The organism is Ruegeria sp. BC3, from assembly GCF_056539265.1.
Map to the genome: position 1 here is coordinate 225672 of NZ_JBQFUP010000003.1, position 25586 is coordinate 251257.

Genomic DNA, 25586 nt, shown 5'->3' on the forward strand with positions numbered 1-25586 from the left:
ATAGATGAGCGACGAAACCCCGACCCCGGATCAGGCCCCCGGTGCCCCGCACCCGCGCGAAACCCAGCACCTGTTTGGGCAGGACGCAGCGGAGCAGGCGTTCCTGAGCGCCTTCAATTCCGAAAGGCTGCACCATGGCTGGCTTATCACCGGCCCGCGCGGCGTGGGGAAGGCAACGCTGGCTTGGCGGATCGCGCGGTTCCTACTGGCGACACCTCCGGCGGAGGAAGACGGGCTGTTCGGCGCCCCACCGCCGCCCGAAAGCCTTGAGATCGACCCGGAACACCCTGTCGCTCACCGTATTCTGGCTGGGGCTGAACCCGGACTCGCGGCGATCACCCGATCGCTGAACGATCAGGGCAGGCTGCGGAATGAGATCGTTGTGGACGATATCCGCAAGCTGGGCAAATTCTTCGGCCTGTCCTCGACCGATGGCGGCCGTCGGGTGGTGATCGTGGATTCTGCGGATGAGATGAACGTCAGCGCGGCAAATGCTCTGCTGAAGATGTTGGAAGAGCCGCCAGCCCGCACCACTCTGCTGCTGATCTCGCACCAGCCCTCGCGCCTGTTGCCCACGATCAGGTCCCGATGCCGAACGTTGCGTCTGTCTCCGCTGGGGCCTGACGATATGCAATCCGCGCTGACGCAGTCTGGTGCGCAACTGCCTGAGAACAGTGATCACCTGGCCGCTTTGGCCTCTGGATCCGTGGGCGACGCAGTGCGTTTGATTAATCTGGGTGGGCTGGAAATCTACGCAGAACTCATCGCCATTCTGGGCACCCTCCCCCGCATGGACCGACAGCGCGCACTGGCATTGGCCGAGGCCGCTGCCCAGCGCGGCGCAGCTGAACGGTTCGAGCTGTTATTGACCCTGATCGACGTCGCCCTGTCCCGCCTTGCCCTGACCGGCGCAACCGGAAGCGCCCCTATGCCCGAGGCTGCCCCGAATGAGGCCGAAACGCTGACCCGTTTGTCGGCCACGCCCCATCAGGCCCGCAAATGGGCCGAGGTCGCCGCGGTGATCACAGCCCGCGCGCGCCACGGTCAGTCGGTGAACCTTGACCCTGCGGCTTTGGTCCTAGATACGGTATTCAAGATACAGGAAACCGCCGGTCAGAGCAGATGAGCAATACCCCCGAAATCACCGACAGCCATTGCCATCTGGACTTCTCCGACTTCGAAGGTCAGCTGGACCAGATCGTCGCCAACGCCGCCGAAGCAGGCGTGACCCGCATGGTGACCATCTGCACGCGTCTGCGCAACGAACCCACTGTTCGCGCCATTGCCGAGGCCCATGCCCCCGTTTTCTACGCCGCGGGCACGCACCCTATGAGCGCGGCAGATGAGCCCATGGCGACCGTCGACGAGCTTGTTGCTTTGTCGCGCCACCCCAAGTTTGTGGCCATCGGTGAGACCGGGCTGGACTATCACTACACCGCCGACAGCGCCGAGGTGCAGAAACAATCCCTACGCATCCATATCGAGGCCGCCCAGCGAACTGGTCTGCCACTGATCATCCATGCGCGGGCTGCTGATAACGACATGGCGCGCATTCTGGCCGAAGAGCACCGCAATGCGCCCTATTCTTGTGTGATGCACTGCTTTTCTTCGACTGCCGAGCTGGCCACGGCCGCTTTGGACCTGGGCTTTTACCTGTCCATGTCCGGTATCGCCGCCTTCCCCAAAAGCCAGGAATTGCGCGATATTTTTGCTAGTGCCCCGGTTGACCGCATCCTTGTCGAGACCGACGCGCCTTACCTTGCGCCGCCCCCATACCGCGGCAAACGAAACGAGCCCGCATATACCGCCCACACGGCGCGCAAAGGGGCCGAGGTGTTCGGAATGGCCTATGCCGATTTCGCAGCCCAAACCCAGGCCAATTTCGACCGGCTGTTTACCAAGGCCGCAACCTACAAGGCGGCTGCATGACCCAGTTGCGCTGCACTATTCTGGGCTGCGGATCTTCCGGCGGCGTGCCCCGGCTGGGCGGACACTGGGGAGACTGCGACCCCAAGAACCCGAGGAATATCCGGCGGCGCTGTTCGATGCTGGTGGAACGCGATGGCCCCGACGGCACAACTTCGGTTCTGATCGACACCACTCCGGACATGCGCAGCCAGTTGCTGGACAGCGGAACCGGACGTCTGGATGGGGTGATTTATACCCACTCTCATGCTGACCACGTGCACGGGATCGACGATCTGCGCATGATCGTGTTCAACATGCGCGAACGGGTGCCGGTTTGGGCCGATGGCGATACTCAGAACGCCTTGCTGGGTCGGTTCGGCTACGCTTTCATTCAACCCGAGGGCTCGCCCTATCCGCCGATCCTGGATCTGAAATCCATCGACGGGCCTTTCGAAGTAGACGGCCCCGGCGGTCCCATCCCTTTCCTGCCGTTCAAGGTGAACCACGGATCAATCGACTCGCTGGGTTTTAGGATGGGCAATCTCGCCTATTTGCCCGACGTCGCCGAAATCTATGATGACGCCTGGCCTGCGATGGAAGGACTGGATTGTCTGGTAATCGACGCGCTGCGCCGAACCCCGCATCCCACCCATGCGCATCTGGAAAAAACACTGGGTTGGATCGAACAACTGCAACCCAAACGCGCGGTTCTGACAAACATGCACATCGACCTGGATTATGCCACGGTCGAAGCAGAAACCGCTGACAATATTACCCCGGCCTATGACGGAATGGTGATCCACCAGGCGCTCTAAACCTCCACGCAACCGACACACGGCACATCCGCTCGATGTCGGCCCGTTCCGCAAAGTGGTGACATGCTCCAAAGCCTGATTGACGTCATTCTACCGGTTTTTCTTGTGATCGGGGCGGGTTACGCCTCGACCCGATTGGGGTACTTCAAGGAAATCCACATCGATGGGTTGATGAAGTTCACCCAAGGTTTCGCGATCCCATGTTTGCTGTTTCTGGCGATCTCGCATCTGGACCTGAGCGCCAGCTTCGACCCCCGGCTTCTGGCGAGTTTTTACACCGCAGCCGCCCTGTGTTTCACCGCTGGTCTGTTCGGCGCGCGGTTCATATTTGGCCGCGATTGGGAAGATTGCGTGGCCATCGGGTTCTGCTGCCTGTTCTCAAACTCGGTCCTGCTGGGCCTGCCGATCACTGAACGCGCATATGGCCCGGACAACCTAACGGGGAACTATGCGATCATCGCTTTCCACTCGCCCTTTTGCTACGGCGTCGGCATCACGGTAATGGAAGTGATCCGAAACCGAGGCCATGGCGGACCACGCATGATCAAATCCATCCTGTCGGCCATGTTCCGCAACGCGTTGATCCTTGGCATCGCACTTGGATTTATCGTGAACCTGTCGGGGCTTGGTGTGCCTGCAGTCGTGGACGAAGCCCTGGGCCTTATTACCCGTGCCGCGCTGCCGGGCGCCCTGTTTGCGCTTGGCGGCGTGCTTGTGAAATACAAACCCGAGGGCGACTTGCGCACCATCGCGTTTGTGTGTCTTGTCTCACTTATGCTGCACCCTAGCCTTGTCTGGCTATTCGGATCATCCGTCGGTCTGCCCCAAGACCTTTTCCGCTCGGGCGTTTTGAACGCGGCTATGGCGCCCGGGTTCAACGCCTATATCTTTGCCAATATGTACGGACGGGCCAAGCGTGTCGCGGCGTCGTCCGTTTTGGTTGGAACCGGTGTTTCGATCCTGACTGTCTGGCTCTGGCTGACATTATTGGGATAGCTTTTTGTCCAACGGATTGACATTGCCGCGTCGCGCGACACCTATCGGAAAAACCACAGGAACAAGCTGAATGCCGCACGCCCTCATTGTCGCCCATGGCCAACCGTCAGATCCCGAGCCTGCCGAGACTGCGCTGGCCGCATACGCCGCGGAAGTTGATACGTTTTGCGATGGGGTCAGCGTGGTCTCTGCAACGCTTGCGGCGCCGGGGTGTCTTGAGGCGCGGCTGGATGGGCTTCCCGATGACACTGTAATTTATCCGCTTTTCATGGCCAAGGGATGGTTCGTGACCAGTGCGTTGCCAAAACGTTTAGGCGCACGGGCTGTTCAAATCCTTGATCCGCTGGGCGTCGACCCGGACTTGCCCGCCCTCGCCGCCGCTGCGCTGCAGGACACGTTGGCCCAGCACGATTGGGACGCGACTGAAACCAACCTGGTGCTTGCTGCCCACGGATCAGGTCGCAGCCGCAATCCATCGGCCGTGGCGACCGCGTTTGCCTCAAACTTGTCGGAGCACATGTCTTTCAGCTCCACCCGCGTTGGCTTTGTCGAAGAAGCGCCATCCATCGCCGAAGCTGCATGCAACGCAGGTGATAAAGCCCTGTGCCTTCCGTTCTTTGCCTGTACCGGTGGCCATGTCCTGGAGGATGTCCCGCAAGAGCTTGAGAGCGCTAAATTCCAAGGGCACGTCATGCCGGTTGTCGGAGACCTGCCCCAGATCAAACGCCACATTGCCCGAACCCTCAGCAAAGCGTTTTCCTGAAACACGCCTGTTGCGATTACTGAGAGCTGGCGGTCCTGAACCCGGCCTCCACGAGTGCCGAGTACAAGCAGTGACGAGAGCGCCCCTGTCGCTTCGCCTCATACAGCGCCTGATCCGCGGCGTTTAGCAGCTCTGCCGCATCCGGAGTTTTGAATTGCGTGGACAAGGCCGTGCCGACACTGGCCGAGATCTGGCACGGTGCCCCCTGAAACATCATGGGTTGCCGCAACCGATTGATCAGGCGTACCGCGATGTCAGACAGAACAGCTTCGTCCACGAGGCCCTTGAAAATGATAACAAATTCATCACCGCCGATGCGGGCAACAGTATCGTCATTCCGCGTCTCCTCCTCCATAATGCGAGCGGCCTGTTGCAGCACGAAATCCCCTGCTGCATGGCCCAAGCGGTCATTGACGCTTTTGAAAAAATCCAGATCCAGATGCATCAGTGCAAAGGCCGAACCGCTTGAGATCAGGTGGCCGAGAACCATGTCCATCGCCCGGCGGTTCTTTAGCCCCGTCAGCATGTCGGTGACCGCCTGTTCTTCGGCTGCCAGCATGGCACCCTGCAATCGCAGGTTCAGCGAACGCGATGCCTCCATCGCGGCCGACTTTGCCTCAACTAGGTAGAGCAGTTCGATTGCGAGATCCGTTCCCGAAAAGTCCGCGCTGGTCAGAGCATAATCCCGCACCGCATCCAGAATCGAAATCCCGAAAGACAGGTTAATGATGGCCCCATCGCCGTCGGGCAACGGCGCGATGAGCCCCTTCAGTGCGGTCCGGGGTTCGTCGTGAAACCTCAGATGTACTTTACCCCCGGCCAGCGACAACAATGCTGGAATGGTGGTTACCGTTCGGGGCCGAACCAATTCAAAAATATCCAGGAACGCCCGACCTTTCATAGGCTCATCGGGCCGTAGTTTTTGCACTGTCGGTCCGGCGTTTACGATCTTACCTGCGCTATCCACCATCACGAACATGGGGCACAAGGTTTCCAAAAGCGTCGACAGGTCTGCGGTATCCATCATGCCCCTCGCGCCCCAAGATCAAAATGCCGTCCTTCGGCAAACGCACTCTCGACCAGAACAATGGTGATCACTTCCACATCCCCCTGATGCCCCTCATGCGACAGCATAACCAAAGCACCATAGTCATCGGCCACCGCCCGCAGCACGCCCACCATCACGCTGGCATAACCCGGCAGGCCTGGATAGCAGTGCAATTGGTATTCCGCCGGAGACACTTCGCGCAGTTCCAGTACTGGCAAACGCAAGTCCGAGACCGCTAACCTGGCGCGGTCCGACAAATCATCGAGAGAATGCAGAAACTCGACGTATGTCACACCTCCGAACCGCAACAGGCGCCGTAAACCTTCCATGTTGGGGTGCGAGACGAGATAAGTCCCTAGATCCTCAAGTATCTCGGACTGAGGACGATTGAGGTCCGCCGACAGCGCATCCAGAACGCGCGTGGTCATCGAATCCTCATAGATCAGCATCGCCTCAAACTCGGTAAACCCAAGACCAGCTGCCTCAGTGACTCGCAGCCAGCAGGATTGCCCGTAGGTCGCGCAGACAAATGACTGTATCGCCCGATTGATCAGACCATGCATGAGATGCCCCAGATTGGTTTCCTCCCCAATCTGCTCAGACAAACCTTAACAAACAGCCAAGGAGCGCTCTCAAATTCCGACAATACAACCGAGTGTCAGTCTGGAAGCCTTTGCATTTTCACTAAAAATCCGTCGGCGCTCCGCCCTCAGCCTTGCGGCGGGCGACAAAATCGGCCAGTTCGTCGCGGATACCGTCATCCATCGGCGGAGCCTCAAAACTAGTGACAATCTCTTTGAACATGTGGTGGGCGCGTTCTGCCGTCCAGATACCGCCCGCCACATCCCAACCTTCGTAGTTTTTCCAGTCGCTCAGGAACGGCTGATAGAACGCCGTGGTATAGCGATCCTGCGTGTGCTGAATGCCGAAGAAATGGCCATCGTTCCCAACGGATTTGATCGCGTCCAGCGCGATTTCGTCCGGGCCTGTTGCCGTGATCTCGGGCTGCATGTACCGCTGGATTTGCTGCAGAATCTCGCAATCCATTATGAATTTCTCGGGGCTTGCGATCAGCCCTCCCTCCAGCCATCCGGCAGCGTGGTACACCATATTTGTACCCGACTGCACCGCCGCCCAAAGCGAATTGGACGTCTCCCAGATCGACTGTCCGTCCGGCACGTTCGCCGCGCAAACACCTGACGAACGCATCGGTAGACCATAAAACCGCGCCATTTGGCCGGTCATTTGGGTTGAGCGCATATACTCGGGGGTTCCAAAGGCTGGCGCGCCGGATTTCATGTCAACATTGGACGTGAACGTGCCTATAACGCAGGGAATTCCGGGTCGGACATATTGGAACAAGGCAATCGCGCACAAGGCCTCGGCCAGCGATTGCGCCACCGCCCCGGCCATAGTCACGGGTGCCATTGCCCCCGCCAACGTGAACGGTGTCACAACAATCGCCTGACCACGCCGCGCAAGGCGCAGGCACCCGTCGATCATTGGGTGGTCGTGCTTTAGCGGCGAGGTCGAGTTGATGTTGGTGTACATGCGCGGAGTCGCCTCGAACTCCTCATGGCTCAGACCACCGGCAATCCGCACCATCTCCATCACGTCTTCGACGCGCTCTTTGCCCAGCGAATAGGCATGCATGGCCTTGTCGGTCAGCGTCAGCTTGTCATAGAGCACATCCAGATGCCGAACGCTGGCGTGAATGTCGACCGGCTCGACCGGGTAGCCGCCCGCGAAATGGATGCAGTTAAAGTACTGCGTCAGTTTCAGCAGATTCCGGCACATCTCACGGTTTCCGGCGACCTTGGTGCCGATTTCAAGATCCCAATAGTTCGGTGGAGACGACACGTTGCCGAACAGCAGTGTTTTGCCCCCCACCTCAATCGTCTTGTCCGGGTTGCGCGGTGTGATGGTAAAGCTAGAGGGCGCTTTGCCGATCATCTCCATCACAAAATCGCGGCCCATCCGGACGTTGTCGCCGGAGATGGTGCAGCCCGCTTCTTTCAGGATGCCGATGGCTTCTTCGTTGTAGAACTCGATACCGATCTCTTCGAGGATGCGCATCGCCCCTTCGTGGATCGCTTCGATCCCGGCCTGATCCAGAGGTTCCGTGGGCTTGTCGATATTGATCGGCGGGTTCCACGGCATCTGGTCGATCACCGCACTGCCTCTGCGGGCGGCCGCACCGGCCCGTCCCCCACCGCGACGTTTGCGTGTCTGTGTGTCAGCCATAGGAACCCTCCGGAACTTGCTTTTTACAAGCAAGCCCCGAAGTCAGAAAGATCGCCGCTCTATCTGCGACAAGGTTTGTCGGTTTTTTATTCCGGACCGTCGAAATCGGTCCTAAGCGGGTCAGTTTGCAGCCAACCACGCGGGAATGTGACCGATATCCGGCAGTACGACATCTGCCATCGGTGCCAGCGTCTCGGCCGGAGCCAGGCCGGTTAAAACTCCGATCGTTGTCATACCCGCAGCGCGGCCCGCTTGAAGATCATGTAGACTGTCGCCCACCATCGCTACGCGCGAGGGATCGACGCCGACATGCGAGGCAAACGCGATCAACTGGCCCGGTCCGGGTTTGAACCCATGCCCGCTGTCATACCCGGCAACAAAATCAAAATGATCGCGAATTCCTACCGAGGCCAGATGTTGAAGCGCAGGCATTTCGCCGTCATTCGTCGCCACCCCCAGCTTGAGCCCAGCCTGCCGCAATTCGTCCAGGAACGGGATCAGCGGAACAGCCGGGGCCTGCGGAGCGGTGGCTGACTCTATGCTCAAAACCTCGATCAATTCTTCGCGGTCCATGTCCGGGAAGTGTGGCGCCAAGGCTTCGGCGATTTCCTCAACCGTGCCGGCGATGACAATGCTGTCTTCCGCATATTCTTCGGTGACCGGATCAAAACCGATAGCTTGGCCAAGAACTGCGACGCGTTCCGGATCACCACCCGACAGTTTTTCCAACACGCTGCGACCGAAACCGCCCCATGTGTTCGCAAAATCAAACAGTGTTCCGTCCTTGTCGAACAAAATCGCGTCGATGGGCATCATATGCTCCTGTCAGTGGGTTTTCTTATGTCCAATGTACGTCACTGCCACCGGACAGAACCGCCCGCGCCTGACCCGGCAGATCATAGGCTACGGAATTGGCGTCACAAAAGGCGATCACCCACGAATCGTCAAGCATCAAGAACTCAAGAACCGAACTCAGAAACTCGGTCTCGCCGGCGCGCGCGCGTAGATCGTCGGCGGATGCTCCGGTCGAACCCAGAAAGATCGGAAGCAGTTCATCATTTCCGACCAACCAACCAAGGACATTCAGGGCAAGCGTTTCGGCAGATTGGGCGGTGATCGGCATAAAGCGGCCTCGGACATGTGCTTGGAAAGGGTTTGTTAACCAGACTCATAAACACTTTGGCAACGCATGCAATCAACGGTGACTGATATGTCCGTGCAGGGAACCATCCTTGTCCTCGACGGGACTTCGACCAATCGCATAATGCTGAAGGTTCAGCTGACGGCGGCGTGGTATCACGTCGTTCAGGGAGACCGCCTGCATGGTCTGGCCGGACTGTTGTGTCGCACGCGACCAGATCTGATCCTGGCGGCCCAGACATTGCCCGACGGCACCGCAGCGGACGTCAAACGGATGGTGATGGCCGACCCTGATATGGTCGATGTTCCTGTTGTTGCGATTGCTCCGCAAAATGACAAAACGGCGCGCCTGAACGCCTTGGCCGATGGGCTGGACGACGTTCTGGCCCACCCTTTTAAGGACACCCTGTTGCTGGCCCGCGTGCGCAGCCTGTTGCGGTCCCGGGCCGAAACGCAGGAATTGAAGCTAGGCAGCGGGTCGCAACCCATCGGATTTGCCGAACCTGCCGCCGCGCTGATCTCGCCCCCGAGGTCAGCCCGAGTTGCCATTCTGGCGCAAACAGCACGCACCGGTGCGCTGTGGATGAAGGCGCTGTCTGGGCGGCTGCGCCATAGCCTTTCGACACATACGTCATCCAATCTACAAGCCCTGTTGTCAGGCCCTGTTGCGGACGCAATCGTGGTCGAAGTTGGCAAAGCCACAGTAGGGTTGAGCACGCTGGCCGATCTGAAGTCGCGCGGGGCCACGCGGAACACGGTCTTGGTTGCAGTGGTGACCGAAAACGACACGGCCCTCGCATCCGAAGCACTGGACCGCGGGGCAGACGCCGTCTGTATAGGCGGGTTCTGCGTCGAAGAGGTTTTGTTGCGTCTGGAAAACCAGATCGCACGGAAAGCCCGCACAGATCAGATGCGCGCGACATTGCGTCGAGGGATCGCAGAATGCTGGATCGATCCGCTGACCGGGCTGCATAACCGGCGCTATGCCATGCAGGCTATGGATCAGATGGCCAGAAAGCCTTCGCGTAATGGTCGCGGTTTCGTGGTTATGCTGGCCGACCTGGACCACTTCAAAACCATCAACGACCGCTTTGGACATGTGGGTGGAGATCAGGTTCTTACCGAAGCCGCAAAGCGTATGGAGCACACGGTCGGGTCCGGGGGATTCGTCGCCCGGATCGGGGGCGAAGAGTTCATGATCGGCCTGCCCGACAGCTCGCGAGCCGAGGCGATGGATCTGGCGAAAACCCTGCGCGATTGCATCAGTAAAACGCCGTTTACATTGGCGGACACCAAAACCCCAGTTCCAGTGACCATCAGTATTGGCATGACGTCACCAAACCCGCCCCTTCCACAGTGCGAACCGCTGGAGCGATTGATCAAGTCTGCCGACAGTGCGCTTTATGCCGCGAAGAAGGCCGGGCGAAATCAAGTCAGGGTCAGGCAGACCGCCGCCTGATCCGCTTAGTCCTTTTTCTTGTGGCCGCGCGGTCCGTGTTTGACGACCTCTTCCAACCGATCCGCGTATATCAGACGCTCTTCAGCGCTCATGGCGACAACCCGGGCCAGCCACTCTTGCTGCAGAGCTTCCTGCAGATCCGCCATGGATTGCGCCTGCTGGTCCAAAAGCACCTGAACCGCCGCAGGGTCGAATGGTTCCGCCCGCAACGCCGCGCTGAGAACAGCAAAGTCCTGAGATCGGGTCTTGGCCCCTTTTCTATGGCGATCAAAAAGCTCACCCCGCATGGCTTTACGCTCGTCCTTAGGCAGCGCCCGATAGAGTGCCGAACCAAAACCGGGTGGAGATTTCGCGTGATCCCCCCCTTTGACACGCAAGACGGTGCCAAGCGCGACTCCAACGATCAAAAGGTTCAGCGCCAGGGAAAGGATCAACAGCACCGACATCCAGCGGTTTTTGGGTTTGGGGCTATCGCTCATTCGGCGTCCTCCAGAAAACTTGTATCCAGGCTCAGGTCCGCGACCACAAAGCTGGTCTCTTGCGGGTACAGGATCGTCGCCGGATCGGGCAGAAACCCGGGCGCGGAAAAGCCGATCCAGACCCCCGCCACACTCGCGGCGGCCAATCCGCTCATGCCTTGCCAGCCCCCAAGACCGGTCAGAATGCGCCTCCACGGCGGGGCCGCCTTAACTGGCTTGGGATTCAACCGAGCCAGCCGTACGGTTTCCGCATCAGTCAGAATGCGCACGGCCAGGTCATCGGGCAGGTCCTGACGGTCCTGCCGCGCCTGGGCGAACAACAGATCCAGATTGTCTTTGTCGTCAGTCATCGTCATACCCCAGTTCATCACGTCGTCCGGCCAATATCGCCGTCAGAGACCGTTTTCCTCGTGCCGTCAGGCTTTCCACTGCTTCGACCGAAATCCCCATAATCCCGGCGATCTCCGGGTTGGGCAATTCCTCTATATGCCGCAAAACAACGGCTTGTCTTTGACGATCCGGCAGCTGTGACAACGCCATTTGCAACGCATCCTTGCGGGCGGCGTCCTGCAAACGATCCGCTGCGCTGGCTTCTTTATCTTCGGGCTCTGGCACGTCCGCCAACCTGTCCGGTGCCTTCTTCCGGCGCAGATCAACGCAGAGGTTCAGCGTCACACGATAGAGCCATGTCGACACTTTGGCCTGACCTGGCACCCAATCGGGAGCCATCTGCCACAAGCGCATCATCGCCTCTTGCGTAACATCCTCGGCTTCGGCCCGGTTGCCCAGAAACCGCAGCGCGACCGACAAACTGCGCGGCGCAAGTCGGTCCGTGAGGACGCGCGCCGCGGCAGCATCGCCGTCGGCAAACTGCTGCAGCAACGCATCGTCGCCCAGTTCGTCCGCGACGCAAGGTGCGCCGCGAACGTCGTGTGGAGCAGAGGTCAGGTCCTCCATCCCGCATCAGCTGTCGTCAGAGTCCGCATTGCCACGTTTCTTGTGGCGCTTGCCCATTCTGTCTTTGGCATCGGCAAATTCCTGTTCTGAAATCGCACCGTCGTCATTTGCGTCGATACGGTCAAACATCTTGTCAGCACGGCGCGGCTTGGGCAACTCATCCTCGCTCAGAAAACCATCCTGGTTGGCGTCATGGCGTTCAAACATCTTGGTGACGCGGTCGTTGGCCCTTTTTTGGCCCGCTGCCTGCATCTCTTCGACACTCAACTGACCGTCGCCGTCGGTGTCAGCATTGGTGAAACGCTGATTCCGATGAGCCTGCATTTCTTCCTTCGTCACCTGCCCATCGCCATTGGCGTCGAGCTGTTCAAAGGTCACAGGTTCGCGATCTTTACCGCCTGCGGCCAAAACGGAAGTGCCGGTGATTGCCATGGCGGACACCACGATTGCCGGAATGAACTTGGCGCTTTTCATAACGTTTTCCCTTGTTTTCGCGGCACCATTGCCGCTGCTTACATAGGTTCAAACGCAGCCGGGATCGTTTTCCGTCGCTAAAGTTCGAATCTTTTTCGAAACCGCCCGGCGATGCAAAGCGACGCACCCCCCTTCCCCCAAGCTTCAAACACGCGCTATATCGTCTGCATTGAAACGCGCGAGTATCAAGATGACAGATCAGACGATCGAAACCACCAACGTGGATGAGCGCCCGACAAAGGCTGCAATGATCAAAGGGTTCTGCGGTCGCTGCCCAAACTGTGGCAAGGGCAAGCTGTTGCACAGCTATCTCAAAGTGAACGACGAATGCTCGAACTGCGGGCAAGAACTGTTCCACCATCGTGCGGATGACGGCCCTGCCTATCTGACAATCCTACTGGTCGGCCACCTTCTGGCACCTGCCTTGCACGTCTCTTACGTCCATTGGCGGCCCGAACCGCTGACGATGTTCCTGATCTTCGCGATCGGCTGTACCGCTCTATCGCTGTTCTTGTTGCCCCGATTGAAAGGCGCTGTTGTCGCCTATCAGTGGGCGCGCCGCATGCACGGCTTTGGCCAGCCCAAGTGATCCGGAATCGCGGGTCGCGCAACAGATGACGGTCGACAAAACAGCCATACGCAACGCTGCGACGGTCATCGTATTGCGGGACCGTCTGACCAATCCTTCAATCCTGATGGGGCAGCGCGGTGCCAAGGCCGCTTTTATGCCGAATAAATTCGTCTTCCCGGGCGGTGCCGTCGACGCATCCGACGCAGATGTCGCTCTGGCCACGGATCTCCCCGCCATTTGCCGCGATCGTCTGGCCGAGCGATCCGAGGTCGGATTGCAAGACGCCCTAGCCGCCGCCGCAATTCGCGAGCTGTGGGAAGAAACCGGACTGATCCTGGGCCAGCCTGACCGCTGGGCAGGCCCAATGACAGAGGATTGGACGACTTTTGCGCAAATGGGATACCGCCCGTCGGCGCAAGCACTTCAGTTCGTCTTTCGGGCCGTTACCCCGCCCGGCCGACCCCGTCGGTTCGATGCACGATTCTTCCTTGTAGACGCGAGTGCGATCCAAGGTGATCTCGATGATTTCAGCCACGCCTCAGACGAGCTATCGCATCTGCAATGGGTTCCGCTGGAACGGGCGCGCGAGTTTGACCTGCCGTTCATTACCGAAGTCGTCCTGGCCGAGATTGCGGCGCGGGTCACAGACCCCACGCCACCTGAAACCGTCCCGTTCTTTCTGAACAACGAGGAAGAAAACCTATTCCTCAAGCTGCGCGGTTATTCAATGCCGGACGCAGACTGAGGGCGCGGGGCCCTCAGCCGGTCTTACTTCATACGGCTGATTACCGTGGTGACTTCGGGCTTTTTGCCAATTTCTGTTCTGGCCGTTTGGCGCACGATCCGGCGCATGGCCTCTTCCAGCTTGTCATCGTCGCGCAAGGTCTTGGCATCGGCACGCATCAGGAACTGGTTCAGGTCTTCTTCCAAAACCTCAACAAGCGAGGCGCGGGATGATCCGAACTCGGGCAAACCCATCGTGTCGCACCACGGCTCGCCCAGTGGCTCGTCTTCTTCGTCCAGAATGACGGTCACAGTGACATGCCCGTTCAGCGCCATGCGAATGCGGTCACGAACGACACCGTCCAGCGCGCCGATCTTGACTGTTCCGTCCAGATAAGTCCGCCCGGTTTCGACATAGTCTACGACCTGCGGTGCATTGCCGGTCAGGTCTACCATCGTACCGTTCACCGCCAGAATACCCGTGCGACCCGCAGCTTCGGCCAGTTTGGCGTGTTCCCGCAAATGGCGGTGCTCGCCATGCATCGGGATGACCATCTGAGGATCGATCAGTGCATGTACCTTCTCAAGATCGGGACGGTTGGCGTGGCCCGAAACGTGATATAGGCCCGAGCTATCATCCACCACGTCCACGCCCTTTTCGCTGAGCTGGTTCATGATGAAGATCACGCCCCTCTCATTGCCGGGGATGGTTTTGGACGAGAACAGGAACAGGTCGCCCTCTTTCAGCTCGATCCCGCGATACTTACCCCGCGCAAGCTGAGCGCTGGCGGCGCGGCGTTCACCCTGACTGCCGGTCACGATCAGCATCAGGTTCTGACGCGGCAGATCCACCGCCTCTTCGGCGCTGATCACTTTGGGGAAACTCGACAGGATGCCGGTTTCGGTTGCGGCTTCGATCATTCGACGCATCGCCCGACCCAGCAGCACGACCGAGCGCCCTGCCCGCTCGCCCGCCTCGGCCAGCGTTTTGACCCGCGCCACGTTCGAGGCAAAGGTTGTCGCCACGACCATGCCATTGGCCTCTTCGACCAGCTTGGTGATCTCGGGGCCAACTTCGGATTCCGAGCGCCCCGCATGCGGAGAAAACACATTCGTACTGTCGCACACCAACGCTTTGACGCCGGGCTTGGCAACCTCGGCCCACAGGTCAGGATCAAACGGCTCACCTACGACCGGGTTAGTATCCAGCTTAAAGTCGCCAGAGTGCACGATCCGCCCTGCGGGCGTTTCGATTACCAGCGCAGCGCTTTCAGGGATCGAATGTGATACCGGCAGGAAACCTACTGTGAACGGACCTGCTGACACCTGCTCAGGCCATGCAGAGACGGTACGAACCGCATCCTCGGGGTGGCCATGCTCCTCCATCTTGCGGCGCGCGATGTTGGCGGTGAAGGCACGGGCATAGACCGGCGCGCCCAGCGCCTCATAGCAATGTGCCACGGCACCCACGTGATCCTCATGCGCATGGGTAATGAACACGGCCTCTAACTGGTCAGCACGTTCTTTTAGCCACGTGATATCCGCATAGATCAGGTCCACACCTGGGGTCGTGTCCATATCCGGGAAAGTAACGCCCAAATCCACCAGGATCAGCCTTTCCTGCCCGGGCTTACCATAGCCATAGACATAGGCGTTCATGCCAATTTCACCGGCCCCGCCCAATGGCAGGTAAATCAGTCGTTCACTGCTCATTTCGAGCCATTATCCTTGTTATAGCGATGAATCACGGTCAGGCCGTGCATCGTCAGATCATCTTCGATTGCGTCGAAACCCACGTCGGCCTGATCGAACAAAGGTGCCAACCCTCCGGTTCCAACGACTTTCATCGGCATTCCGTATTCGGTCTTGATCCGGGAAATCAGCCCCTCGATCAATCCGGAATAGCCCCAATACACGCCCGATTGGATACAGCCAACCGTATTCGTACCAATCACTTTTTCCGGACGGGTGATGTCGATATGCGGCAAGGCCGCCGCCCCCTGGTGCAACGCCTCGAGGCTGAGGTTCACGCCCGGCGCGATGATGCCGCCAACATAGGCCCCATCCGCCGCGACCACGTCAAAGTTTGTTGCCGTGCCAAAATCGACCACAACGACGTTGCCACCGTGGCGGTCAAATGCCGCGGCCGCGTTTGCCAGCCGATCAGGGCCGGGCACCGTGCCCTCATCCACCCGCGGGTTCATCGGCAGCAAGCATTCGGGCTTGCCAACGACCAGCGGACGACAGCCAAAGAACCGATCCGCAAAGACCCGCAGGTTGAACACCACGCGTGGCACAGTCGAGGCGATGATGACATCGGTGATTTCGGCCTCGATCCCGTAGTGCTTCACCAGTGTCGAGTACCAAGTAAAATAGGCATCCGCCGTGCGCGCATGGTGAGTCGAGGTGCGCAGAGTGCACAGGAACGTCTCACCATCCCAAATCGAGAATACGGTGTTCGTGTTGCCGCAATCGATAGCCAGAAGCATCCGGGCCCCTTTCAGAAAAACACATCCGCCGCCGGAATGCTGACCCGGCCTTTGGCGGTGTTTAGGACAAGGTTGCCCCCTGCGTCCACCGTTTCGAAGGTCCCAACCGTTTCCGACGCTGCGGTCCGGGCGGTGATGACCTCACCCAATCGCGCTGCGCGGGCCAACCAGGCGGTTCGGATCGGTTCAAACCCGTAGGTGACGAACTGAGTCTCATACCGGGCGTAGGCTGCGGCCAATTCGGTCAGGAAATCCTCAGGCGTGACATGGGCTCCTGTTTCGGAGAGAAGCGAGACGGGGCGAACCGCGCCAGCCTCGACCGCATCTGCGCCGGGTGCTTCGGACAAGTTCACGCCGATCCCTATGGACAGGTGTGAAACACCGCGTCCTTGCCCTGTGCTTTCCAGCAGAATCCCAGCCAGTTTACCCCCATTCAGCAACACATCGTTGGGCCACTTTAATGACAACCCCGCCGCCCTGCCCGTTACTGCAACACAGGCGTCGAACAAAGCCAGAGCGGCGACAAAGCTGCGCAGCGCTGCCTGTTCCGGGTTCCCCTGTGGCCGCAACAACAGAGTGGCTGCCAAATTGCCTTTCGGGTTTGCCCACGCACGCCCCCGGCGTCCGCGCGCGGCGGTTTGGTGATGAGCCATGATCCACACTGGGCCCGGCGTCGTCGGCGCGATGCGAGCAGCCTCGTTCAGAGTGCTGTCGACCTCTTGCAGAACATGCAGTCCGTATCCCTGCGGCCAGCCCGTCATGTCAAAAAGGCCCGGTCTGCTGACCGAGCCCCCTGTTTTTGCCTAATGTCCATATCAATTGACAAGCGTTGCCGCCGCTGCAGCCGCTGCGCCTTCTACGCCGAACTGATAGAACACACCGACCAGCATCAATGCTGCCGACCCCATGAGGGCGACCCAAAGAACCGGAGAGGGGCTTGTTTCGATGGGTTCTTCGTTCTCGGCGCCGAAATACATGTAGAACACGATCCGCAGGTAATAGAACGCACCAATCACCGAGGCGATGGCAGACACGATCACCAAACCGGTCAGCCCAGCAGCGACACCAGCCTGCCAGACGCCGAACTTAGCGAAAAACCCCAACATCGGCGGCACGCCCGCAAGGCTGAACATCAGGATCAGAACCGCCAGCGCCTTGCCCGGCTCCCGCTTGGAATACTGGCGCAGCGCATCAATGTCTGTGACGGGTTTGCCGTCACGCTCCATCATCAAGATGAAGGCGAAGGTGCCGATGTTCATCGTGACGTAGATGGCCAGATACATCAGCATTGCCTTGATGCCCAACTCGGTCCCGGCGGCCAAGCCGATCAGCGCATAGCCCATATGCGCGATCGACGAAAACGCCATCAGCCGTTTGATATCGCGCTGGCCAATCGCCGCGACCGCGCCCAGCAGCATCGACAGGACCGAGAGCAAAACGATCACCTGCTGCCAGTCCTTTACAACACCGCCAAACGCATCATGCATCAGGCGTGCGAATAGGGCCATGGCGGCGACTTTCGGAGCGGTGGCAAAGAACGCGGTGATCGGGGTTGGCGAGCCCTCGTACACATCCGGCGTCCACATATGGAACGGCACAGCCGAAACTTTGAACGCCAGACCCGAGATCAGGAAGACCAGACCGAACAGCAGCCCCACCGAGATCTCTCCGTCCTGCACCGTCGCGATGATGCCCGAGAACAGCGTGGTGCCGGTAAAGCCATAAACCAGTGACGCGCCATACAGCAGCAGACCCGAGCTGAGCGCGCCCAGAACAAAGTACTTGAGACCGGCCTCGGTCGATTTCGCACTGTCTCGACGCAGGGCGGCGACAACATAGAGGGACAGCGACTGCAGCTCGAGCCCCATGTACAGCGACATCAGATCGCCTGCGCTGACCATCATCATCATGCCAACGGCGGCTAGTGCCACCAGCAACGGATACTCAAAGCGCAGCAGGTCGCGGCGGGCCATGTAATCCTGGCTCATCAACAGAACCGCAGCCGCAGACAATAGGATCGCCACTTTCGAGAAACGCGCGAAGCCGTCGTCGATGAACATCCCGTTGAACGCCACGTTGGTGCCATCACCATTGGTGGCAATCCAGATCGCCAGCAGTGCCATCAAGCCTGCAGTCGTCCAGACCAGCACAGGTGCCAGCCCGTCTTTCGTTGTGTAGACAGCCCCCAGCAGCGCCGCCATCGCATATACGGCCAGAACGATTTCCGGCAGGATTATTGTCAGATCAGCCTGGATCATGTCTCCAAAGCCTCCTTAATGCGAAGCGGCTGACTGGGTCGCGGCCTCGGCCGCGGCCAGAGCCGTGTCATAGTTCGAAATCAGCGCGGCAGTGGACTGACCGATTACATCGGTCACCAGCGACGGGTAGACACCCAGCAGGATGGTCATCACGATGAGCGGCGCAAAGATCAGCCGCTCACGTGAGCTCATGTCCGTCATCGCCTTCAGGCTTTCTTTGATCAGGTCACCGAAAACGACCCGTCGATACAGCCAAAGCGCATAGCCAGCAGAGAAGATCACACCGGTTGCGGCCACCGCCGTCACCCATGTGTTGACCTGGAAGGCACCCATCAGGGTCAAGAACTCTCCGATGAACCCAGACGTGCCCGGCAGGCCGACATTGGCCATGGTGAACAGCATGAAGACCAGCGCATAGGCGGGCATGCGGATCACCAGACCGCCGTAGGCATCGATCTCGCGCGTGTGCATACGGTCATAAATCACGCCAACACACAGGAAGAGGGCGGCCGAAATGAAACCGTGACTAATCATCTGGAAGATCGCGCCGTCAATGCCCTGCTGGTTCGCCGCGAAGATACCCATGGTCACAAAGCCCATATGCGCGACCGAGGAATAGGCGATCAGCTTTTTCATATCCTCCTGCACCAGCGCGACCAGCGAGGTGTAGACCACGGCAATCGCCGACATCCATAGCACCACATCGGTCATCACTGCCGAGCCCACCGGGAACATCGGCAAGCTGAACCTCAGGAAGCCATATCCGCCCATCTTCAACAAGATCGCGGCCAGCACAACCGAGCCTGCCGTCGGGGCCTGCACGTGCGCGTCGGGCAGCCATGTATGAACCGGCCACATCGGCATCTTCACCGCGAAAGAGGCAAAGAACGCCAGGAACATCAGCGTCTGCATACCGCCGACGACATAGACGCCCAGAACGCTAAACCCTTCGGAAGCGAAGTGATGGCTCATTAGCGCTTCGATATCTGTGGTGCCTGCATCGGCATACATCCCAACCATCGCCACCAGCATCAGCACCGAGCCGAGGAAAGTGTAGAGGAAGAATTTGAAGCTGGCGTAGATGCGATCCTTGCCGCCCCAGATACCAATGATCAGGAACATCGGGATCAGGCCCGCCTCGAAGAACAGGTAAAACAGCACCAGATCCAGCGCCATGAAGACGCCCAGCATCAGCGTTTCCAACAGCAGGAAGGCGATCATGTATTCCTTGACGCGGTCCGTCACCTGCCAGCTGGCCAGAATGGTCAGCGGCATGATGAAAGTGGTCAGCAACACGAACAAAACGCTGATGCCGTCAACGCCCATCTTGTATTTCAGGCCCAGCAGCCACTCACCCTCTTCCACCATCTGGAAGCCGGTGTTGGAAGGATCAAAGCCCGTATAGATGCCGATTGAAACCAGGAAAGTCACAGTTGTCGCCACAAGTGCGACCCATTTTGCATTGCGTTGCGCAGCGGCGTCCTCACCATGCAGGAACAGCGCCAGAATGCCGGCCGCGACTGCGGGGATGAAGGTGACGATGGAGAGGATATTATCCATTATTGTGCGCCTCCGCCGATCGACATCCAGGTGACAAGGGCAGCGATGCCCAGAACCATCCAGAAGGCGTAAGTAAAGATGTAACCGGTCTGCGCCTTGCCTGCGAGGCGGGTGAAGAAGGGCACGACGCCCATTGCAATACCATTCAGGAAACCGTCAATCGTATTTCCGTCACCGCGTTTCCACAGCAAGCGACCGAGCGCCAGAGTGGGTTTCACGAAGATCGCGTCGTAAATCTCGTCAAAGTACCACTTGTTCTTGAGGAACAGGTACAGGGGCCGCTGGTTCTGCGCCAACCGCGCCGGCAGCGAAGTGTTCACGATGTAGAACCAATAGGCGACGACAAAGCCCAGAACCATGGCCACGAAGGGCGAGAACTTGACCCATTTCGGAACCGCGTGGGCATCGTCCAGAACCGTGTTGTCCGGAGCGATGTACAGCGCGCCCTCCCCCGGTTCGCCAACAAAGCTGTAGTGGTGTTTGCCACCCTGCTTGTCATCACCTGCATGCGCCTCGTCCCCGTGGGCGTCGTCGGCATGGGCCGCATCGCCGTGATCGGCGCTGTGATCTTCCGCCTCGCCATGTTCGGACGCTTCGGCAACAGGAATGCCGTAAAACTTGCCGACCTGATCGACGTGGCCGAAGAAGTTGTTGAACCAGATCATACCGGCAAACACGGCCCCCAGCGACAAGACGCCCAGCGGCACCAGCATGACCGTTGGGCTTTCATGCGCATGGTCGTGCGTGTGTTTGTCCCCGCGGGGTGTTCCGTAAAACGTCAGGAAAATCAGACGCCAGCTGTAGAATGACGTGAACACTGCAGCGATCACCAGCATCCAGAACCCGTAGGACGCCCCGGCCGCGTAAGAGCTTTCGATGATCGCGTCTTTCGACAGGAACCCGGCAAAGCCGATGGGCGTACCGAACAGCGTCACGATAAAGCTGGGGATACCAACACCGGTAATGGCCAATGTTCCGATCATCATCGCCCAGAACGTATAGGGGATCTTTTTGCGCAGACCGCCGTATTCGGTCATCTCCTGCTCGTGATGCATGGCGTGGATCACCGAACCCGCACCAAGGAACAGCAAAGCCTTGAAGAAGGCGTGTGTGAACAGGTGGAACATGGCCGCCGAGTACATGCCGACACCCGCAGCGACGAACATGTAGCCCAGCTGCGAACAGGTCGAATACGCGATTACGCGTTTAATATCCGTCTGCACCAGTCCCACGGTCGCAGCGAAGAAGGCCGTCGTCGCCCCCAGCGCAGTGATGAAACCGGTCGCGCCCGGCGCGAACTCCATCAGCGGCGACATGCGGCAAACCAGGAAGACACCGGCGGTCACCATGGTTGCCGCGTGGATCAGCGCCGATACAGGCGTCGGGCCTTCCATCGCGTCCGGCAACCAGGTGTGCAGGATCAACTGCGCCGACTTGCCCATCGCGCCGATGAACAGCAGGACACAGATCACCTCAACCGCGTTCCATTCCCCCCAGAGGAAGGACAGCTGCATCTGCGACAGGTCCGAAGCCGACGCGAAGATGTCTGAAAAGTTGATGCTGTCGGTCAGGAAGAAGATCGCGAAAATACCTAGCGCAAAGCCGAAGTCGCCAACCCGGTTCACTACAAAGGCCTTAATCGCGGCAGCATTGGCGGAAGGTTTACGATAGTAGAACCCGATCAACAGGTACGAGGCGACGCCCACGCCCTCCCAGCCAAAGAACATCTGCACCAGATTGTCCGCTGTCACCAGCATCAGCATCGCGAAAGTGAAGAAGGACAGATAGGCGAAGAAACGCGGCTTATAGCTCTCGCCCTCGCGCCATTGCGGGTCGTGATCCATGTAGCCGAAGGAATAGAGGTGCACGAGCGCCGAGACCGTCGTCACCACAATCAGCATGATCGCCGTCAACCGGTCCAAGCGGATGGCCCAGCTGGTCGACAGCGAGCCGCTTTCAATCCAGCGCAGGATTTCGATCTGCTGGGTCTGGCCGTCAAAGGTGAAGAACACGATCCAGGACAGAAGGCACGCCAAAAACAACAGGCCCGTGGCGGTCCACATAGCGGCTTTTTCGCCAATGAACTTCCAACAGAACCCGCAAATCAAAGCACCCACAAGCGGGGCAAAGAGGATGGTGGTTTCCATAGTTCTCTTAGCCCTTCATCATATTAACGTCTTCAACCGCGATGGTGCCGCGGTTGCGAAAGAAGCAGACCAGAATGGCCAGGCCAATCGCCGCCTCAGCGGCCGCCACGGTCAGCACGAACAGCGTAAACACCTGCCCGACCAGATCGCCCAGGAAGCTTGAAAACGCCACAAGGTTGATATTCACCGCCAGCAGCATCAGTTCGATGCTCATCAGCAGGATGATGACGTTCTTGCGGTTCAGGAAGAGACCGAAGATGCCGATGACGAACAGCGTCGCCGCGACCGTAAGATAGTGTTCAAGTCCGATCATCGTCTCAAAGCCCCTGCCCCGGTTTCACGTCCTTCAACTCCATCGCCTTGGCCGGGTCGCGCATCATCTGGCCGACGATGTCCTGACGCTTGATGTCCTTACGGTGGCGCAGCGTCAGAACGATGGCGCCGATCATGGCCACCAGCAGGATCAGGCCCGCCAGTTGGAACAGAAGGAAGTATTGATCATAAAGAATGACACCCAGCGCCTCGGTGTTGTGGCGGTCCGCCGGGATCGGCTGCGCCAGATTGGCCGCCGCGCCCTGCGCACTGTCCCATGCTCCAAAGGCCATGACGAACTGCATCAGGATCACCAGACCGATCAGCAAGGCCAGCGGCATATAGCGCGCCATCTCGGCCTTGAGTTCGGCAAAGTCCACGTCCAGCATCATTACTACGAACAGGAACAGCACTGCGACCGCGCCCACATAGACGATGATCAGCAGCATCGCTACGAACTCGGCCCCCAGCAGCACGAACAACCCCGCCGAGGACAGGAAGGACAGGATCAGCCACAGCACCGAGTGCACCGGCTGGCGGCTGATTACCGTGAACAGCCCACCGGTGATGGCGCTTATGGCAAACAGATAGAAGGCAAAGACGGTCATTGATCCTCATCCTCGTTATCGCCCATGACCTCTTGCGCCAGATCCAGCGCGCGGGTCATGGCCGGGATGCCGGCAAAGACCGACATCTGACCGATCGTTTCCACGATCTCTTGTTTCTTGGCTCCGGCCTCCAGCGCGTGGCGCACAGTCTGACGCACCGCCGCATCCGCCTGAGCGCCCTGACAGGTCAGCCCAGCCAGCGTCAACAACAAACGGGTCTTGGCGTCCAACCCATCCTTGTTGACGGTGTTGCCGAACATCATCTCCATGACCTCTTTGGGCATGGTCGGCCACAACGCCTCGAACCCCTTGGGCGAGAAATTCTCCATCGCCGGGTTCATCGCCTTGGCCATGTCCTGAGCCTGCTTCATCATCGCGGCAAAAGGGTTCAATTCATCGGTCATTGTGCTTTCTTCTCCAGACCGTCTATCCGGGCGGTCAGCGCATCCAGGCTATCGACCACGACGTACCGCATATTCGTGATGTCCTTGTGGATCAGGTTCATCTTGCGCACCAAATGGCGCAAGACCTCGACCTGAGGGTCGCCGCCAGTTTTATCCGCCAGGCGCTCGATTTCGGACATCATGTCCTCATACACTTGGTCGACCTCGGCGCGCAGCGCGTCTTCTGGCGTCTCATCTGGGCTTGGAGGGTCGAATTCGGTGCTGAGGTCATGCGCCTTTGCTGCAGTGACCAACCTTGTTGTCAGGTCGGCAACGCTGGCGCGCCAAGTTTTGGTTTCGTCAGCATCGGCCCAAAGCTCAGCCAGTTCCGAGTCGTCATCGCCAACCTGCTTTAGCGCGGCCAGCGCCATGCCTACGGTGTCGTCGTAGAATTTGAACGACTTTGCCAAATCAAATGACTGCTTTGCCCCGTCGAGAGGCTGACCAAGAGCTGATGCAACAATCTCAGCGCCCGCAATTGCCGCGGCGCCCGTGTCTGCCTCCATATCCTCAACCGCGGTCAAGAACACCGCTTCAAAGGTCGCACGCACAGCCTCGGCCCGTTCAAACGGCTGATCATACCCGTCCAGTGACGTCAGCAGGTCAGCCGCTGTGTCATTGTCGAAACTATGTGGTCCCCAGGTTCCCATCAGCGATACGGCGCGTCCATTTCAAGATTTCGGGCGATCTCAGCTTCCCAGCGTTCACCGTTGTCGAGAAGTTTTTCCTTGTCGTAAAAGAGCTCTTCCCGGGTTTCCGTGGCGAATTCGAAGTTCGGGCCTTCGACGATGGCATCGACCGGACAGGCCTCCTGACAGAAACCGCAATAGATGCATTTGGTCATGTCGATGTCATAGCGCGTCGTGCGGCGAGAGCGATCCTCGCGCGGTTCGGCGTCGATGGTGATCGCTTGGGCAGGGCAGACTGCCTCACACAGTTTGCAGGCGATGCAGCGTTCTTCGCCGTTCGGATAGCGGCGCAGGGCGTGTTCGCCGCGGAACCGAGGCGACAGCGGACCCTTTTCATGCGGGTAGTTCACGGTGGCTTTGGGGGCGAAGAAATACTTCAACCCCAACTTCATGCCGACCCAGAAGTCTTGTAGCAGGAAGTATTTCGCAGCGCGGGTGTAGTCGATTTGTGTCATAATCAGCCTCCAACGCTCCAACGGGCGAACGCGCCCCAGAACCAATCGAATTTCGCCGCGAAGGCCACAAAGACGACCCAGACCAGCGAGAATGGCAGGAACACTTTCCAGCCCAGTCGCATCAGCTGGTCATAGCGGTAGCGGGGTGTGATCGCCTTGACCACCGCGAAGAGGAAGAAGAAGAACGCCATCTTGGCGACCATCCACAGTACGCCATCCGGCAAGCCGGGGATTGGCGACAGCCAGCCACCGAAGAACAGCAGCGTGGTCAGCGCGCACATCAGGAAGATCGCGATGTATTCACCGGCCATGAACAGAAGGAAGGGCGTGGCCGAGTATTCGACCTGATACCCAGCGACCAATTCCGATTCTGCCTCAGGTAGGTCAAACGGGGGCCGGTTGGTCTCGGCCAGCGCCGAGATGAAGAACAGGAAGACCATCGGGAAGTGCGGCAGCCAGTACCAGCTGAAAAACCCGAAGCGGCCGTCCTGCGCCTCAACAATATGGCCGAAATTCATTGAGCCGGTCGAGATGATCACTCCGATGATGATCAGACCGATGGAAACCTCGTATGAGATCATCTGCGCCGCAGAGCGCAGCGAGCCGAGGAAGGGGTACTTTGAGTTTGACGCCCAACCACCCATAATCACGCCATAAACCTCTAGTGAGGACACAGCGAAGACATAGAGAATGGCGACGTTGATATCCGACAGAACCCACCCATCATTGAACGGAATGACCGCCCAAGCGATCATTGCCAGAACGAACGAGGTCAGAGGAGCAAGGATAAAGACTGTGCGGTCCGCGCCAGCGGGGATCACAACCTCTTTGACGACGTATTTCAGCGCATCCGCCACCGATTGAAGCAAGCCATACGCGCCCACCACGTTGGGTCCGCGCCGCATCTGGACTGCGGCCCAAATCTTGCGGTCGCCGTAAACGAGGAACAACAGCGAGATCATCACAAACGCGACAACTGCAAGCACTTGCGCCAGAATGATGATGGCTATTCCGCCTGGGGTGTTAAAGAAATCAGCCATTGGTCCTC

The 25586-nt window shown here is 59.0% G+C and carries 29 protein-coding genes; 8 read left to right on the top strand and 21 right to left on the bottom strand.

The window, feature by feature from the left end; all coding sequences use genetic code 11:
• Window positions 1-4: 4 nt before the first annotated feature.
• From ACR0MV_RS10020 to ACR0MV_RS10040, 5 genes are all read left to right on the top strand, one after another.
• On the top strand, window positions 5-1126 hold the full coding sequence (locus ACR0MV_RS10020; RefSeq protein WP_170422493.1) for a DNA polymerase III subunit delta': 1122 nt from the start codon (window positions 5-7) through the stop codon (window positions 1124-1126).
• Window positions 1123-1929, top strand: a complete 807-nt coding sequence (locus ACR0MV_RS10025) for a TatD family hydrolase (protein ID WP_480702022.1) — start codon at window positions 1123-1125, stop codon at window positions 1927-1929. Before ACR0MV_RS10020 ends, ACR0MV_RS10025 begins: the two co-directional genes overlap by 4 nt.
• Window positions 1926-2723, top strand: coding sequence for an MBL fold metallo-hydrolase (locus tag ACR0MV_RS10030; protein ID WP_475204550.1), 798 nt, complete (start codon window positions 1926-1928; stop codon window positions 2721-2723). The genes ACR0MV_RS10025 and ACR0MV_RS10030 overlap by 4 nt, the downstream gene beginning before the upstream one ends.
• Before the next feature lie 63 nt (window positions 2724-2786).
• Window positions 2787-3719, top strand: coding sequence for an AEC family transporter (locus tag ACR0MV_RS10035; protein ID WP_480702023.1), 933 nt, complete (start codon window positions 2787-2789; stop codon window positions 3717-3719).
• A 70-nt stretch (window positions 3720-3789) separates the two neighbouring features.
• A complete protein-coding gene (locus ACR0MV_RS10040) occupies window positions 3790-4482 on the top strand; it encodes a CbiX/SirB N-terminal domain-containing protein (RefSeq protein WP_480702024.1) in 693 nt (230 codons plus the stop codon).
• Window positions 4483-4498: 16 nt separating this feature from the next.
• Here the strand turns inward: ACR0MV_RS10040 and ACR0MV_RS10045 are convergent, their stop codons facing one another.
• From ACR0MV_RS10045 to ACR0MV_RS10065, 5 genes are all read right to left on the bottom strand, one after another.
• Window positions 4499-5509, bottom strand: a complete 1011-nt coding sequence (locus ACR0MV_RS10045; protein WP_480702025.1) for a GGDEF domain-containing protein — start codon at window positions 5507-5509, stop codon at window positions 4499-4501.
• Window positions 5506-6093: a heme NO-binding domain-containing protein gene (locus ACR0MV_RS10050; protein WP_170422504.1), complete on the bottom strand. Its 588-nt coding sequence runs from the start codon at window positions 6091-6093 to the stop codon at window positions 5506-5508. The genes ACR0MV_RS10045 and ACR0MV_RS10050 overlap by 4 nt, the downstream gene beginning before the upstream one ends.
• A gap of 121 nt (window positions 6094-6214) precedes the next feature.
• Window positions 6215-7774 (bottom strand): trimethylamine methyltransferase family protein, encoded by a 1560-nt coding sequence (locus ACR0MV_RS10055; RefSeq protein WP_480702026.1) that lies wholly within the window; start codon window positions 7772-7774, stop codon window positions 6215-6217.
• Window positions 7775-7894: 120 nt separating this feature from the next.
• Window positions 7895-8587 (bottom strand): HAD family hydrolase, encoded by a 693-nt coding sequence (locus ACR0MV_RS10060; protein ID WP_480702027.1) that lies wholly within the window; start codon window positions 8585-8587, stop codon window positions 7895-7897.
• A gap of 25 nt (window positions 8588-8612) precedes the next feature.
• Entirely contained in the window at window positions 8613-8897 is a 285-nt protein-coding gene (locus ACR0MV_RS10065) for a DUF3572 domain-containing protein (protein ID WP_480702028.1), read from the bottom strand.
• An 87-nt stretch (window positions 8898-8984) separates the two neighbouring features.
• Here ACR0MV_RS10065 and ACR0MV_RS10070 point away from each other — a divergent pair, with 87 nt between their 5' ends.
• The gene (locus ACR0MV_RS10070; RefSeq protein ID WP_480702029.1) at window positions 8985-10373 is read left to right on the top strand and encodes a diguanylate cyclase; all 1389 of its coding nucleotides are present in this window, start codon (window positions 8985-8987) and stop codon (window positions 10371-10373) included.
• 5 nt (window positions 10374-10378) lie between these two features.
• Here the strand turns inward: ACR0MV_RS10070 and ACR0MV_RS10075 are convergent, their stop codons facing one another.
• From ACR0MV_RS10075 to ACR0MV_RS10090, 4 genes are read right to left on the bottom strand one after another with little or no spacing between them, the layout of a single operon-like run.
• Window positions 10379-10852, bottom strand: a complete 474-nt coding sequence (locus ACR0MV_RS10075) for a periplasmic heavy metal sensor (RefSeq protein ID WP_480702030.1) — start codon at window positions 10850-10852, stop codon at window positions 10379-10381.
• Window positions 10849-11202, bottom strand: a complete 354-nt coding sequence (locus ACR0MV_RS10080) for a hypothetical protein (protein ID WP_247744245.1) — start codon at window positions 11200-11202, stop codon at window positions 10849-10851. The genes ACR0MV_RS10075 and ACR0MV_RS10080 overlap by 4 nt, the downstream gene beginning before the upstream one ends.
• Window positions 11195-11809 (bottom strand): RNA polymerase sigma factor, encoded by a 615-nt coding sequence (locus ACR0MV_RS10085; protein ID WP_480702031.1) that lies wholly within the window; start codon window positions 11807-11809, stop codon window positions 11195-11197. The genes ACR0MV_RS10080 and ACR0MV_RS10085 overlap by 8 nt, the downstream gene beginning before the upstream one ends.
• Window positions 11810-11815: 6 nt before the next feature.
• Window positions 11816-12283 carry an EF-hand domain-containing protein gene (locus ACR0MV_RS10090; RefSeq protein ID WP_170422520.1) on the bottom strand — a complete coding sequence of 156 codons (468 nt, stop codon included), beginning with the start codon at window positions 12281-12283 and terminating at the stop codon, window positions 11816-11818.
• A 190-nt stretch (window positions 12284-12473) separates the two neighbouring features.
• On the opposite strand from ACR0MV_RS10090, the gene ACR0MV_RS10095 reads away from it, so the two are divergent.
• Window positions 12474-12872 carry a DUF983 domain-containing protein gene (locus tag ACR0MV_RS10095; protein WP_480702032.1) on the top strand — a complete coding sequence of 133 codons (399 nt, stop codon included), beginning with the start codon at window positions 12474-12476 and terminating at the stop codon, window positions 12870-12872.
• A 25-nt stretch (window positions 12873-12897) separates the two neighbouring features.
• Complete coding sequence (locus ACR0MV_RS10100) at window positions 12898-13599, top strand: NUDIX hydrolase (RefSeq protein WP_480702033.1); 702 nt, start codon at window positions 12898-12900, stop codon at window positions 13597-13599.
• Window positions 13600-13622: 23 nt separating this feature from the next.
• Here the strand turns inward: ACR0MV_RS10100 and ACR0MV_RS10105 are convergent, their stop codons facing one another.
• From ACR0MV_RS10105 to nuoH, 12 genes are read right to left on the bottom strand one after another with little or no spacing between them, the layout of a single operon-like run.
• Entirely contained in the window at window positions 13623-15290 is a 1668-nt protein-coding gene (locus tag ACR0MV_RS10105; RefSeq protein ID WP_480702034.1) for a ribonuclease J, read from the bottom strand.
• Window positions 15287-16066 (bottom strand): type III pantothenate kinase, encoded by a 780-nt coding sequence (locus tag ACR0MV_RS10110; RefSeq protein WP_170422528.1) that lies wholly within the window; start codon window positions 16064-16066, stop codon window positions 15287-15289. Before ACR0MV_RS10110 ends, ACR0MV_RS10105 begins: the two co-directional genes overlap by 4 nt.
• An 11-nt stretch (window positions 16067-16077) precedes the next feature.
• Window positions 16078-16827 carry a biotin--[acetyl-CoA-carboxylase] ligase gene (locus ACR0MV_RS10115; RefSeq protein WP_170422530.1) on the bottom strand — a complete coding sequence of 250 codons (750 nt, stop codon included), beginning with the start codon at window positions 16825-16827 and terminating at the stop codon, window positions 16078-16080.
• Between the two features lie 54 nt (window positions 16828-16881).
• A complete protein-coding gene (gene nuoN, locus ACR0MV_RS10120) occupies window positions 16882-18324 on the bottom strand; it encodes an NADH-quinone oxidoreductase subunit NuoN (RefSeq protein WP_480702035.1) in 1443 nt (480 codons plus the stop codon).
• 15 nt (window positions 18325-18339) lie between these two features.
• Window positions 18340-19884, bottom strand: coding sequence for an NADH-quinone oxidoreductase subunit M (locus ACR0MV_RS10125; protein WP_480702036.1), 1545 nt, complete (start codon window positions 19882-19884; stop codon window positions 18340-18342).
• Window positions 19884-22031, bottom strand: coding sequence for an NADH-quinone oxidoreductase subunit L (nuoL, locus tag ACR0MV_RS10130; protein WP_480702037.1), 2148 nt, complete (start codon window positions 22029-22031; stop codon window positions 19884-19886). The genes ACR0MV_RS10125 and nuoL overlap by 1 nt, the downstream gene beginning before the upstream one ends.
• A 7-nt stretch (window positions 22032-22038) precedes the next feature.
• Window positions 22039-22344, bottom strand: coding sequence for an NADH-quinone oxidoreductase subunit NuoK (gene nuoK, locus ACR0MV_RS10135; protein WP_005984024.1), 306 nt, complete (start codon window positions 22342-22344; stop codon window positions 22039-22041).
• Window positions 22345-22348: 4 nt separating this feature from the next.
• Window positions 22349-22951 (bottom strand): NADH-quinone oxidoreductase subunit J, encoded by a 603-nt coding sequence (locus ACR0MV_RS10140; RefSeq protein WP_480702038.1) that lies wholly within the window; start codon window positions 22949-22951, stop codon window positions 22349-22351.
• Window positions 22948-23355 carry a carboxymuconolactone decarboxylase family protein gene (locus ACR0MV_RS10145; protein WP_170422540.1) on the bottom strand — a complete coding sequence of 136 codons (408 nt, stop codon included), beginning with the start codon at window positions 23353-23355 and terminating at the stop codon, window positions 22948-22950. Before ACR0MV_RS10145 ends, ACR0MV_RS10140 begins: the two co-directional genes overlap by 4 nt.
• Entirely contained in the window at window positions 23352-24044 is a 693-nt protein-coding gene (locus tag ACR0MV_RS10150) for a DUF4259 domain-containing protein (protein ID WP_170422542.1), read from the bottom strand. Before ACR0MV_RS10150 ends, ACR0MV_RS10145 begins: the two co-directional genes overlap by 4 nt.
• On the bottom strand, window positions 24044-24538 hold the full coding sequence (gene nuoI, locus ACR0MV_RS10155; RefSeq protein ID WP_480702039.1) for an NADH-quinone oxidoreductase subunit NuoI: 495 nt from the start codon (window positions 24536-24538) through the stop codon (window positions 24044-24046). The genes ACR0MV_RS10150 and nuoI overlap by 1 nt, the downstream gene beginning before the upstream one ends.
• 2 nt (window positions 24539-24540) lie before the next feature.
• A complete protein-coding gene (gene nuoH / locus ACR0MV_RS10160; protein WP_480702040.1) occupies window positions 24541-25578 on the bottom strand; it encodes an NADH-quinone oxidoreductase subunit NuoH in 1038 nt (345 codons plus the stop codon).
• Between the last annotated feature and the right edge of the window lie 8 nt (window positions 25579-25586).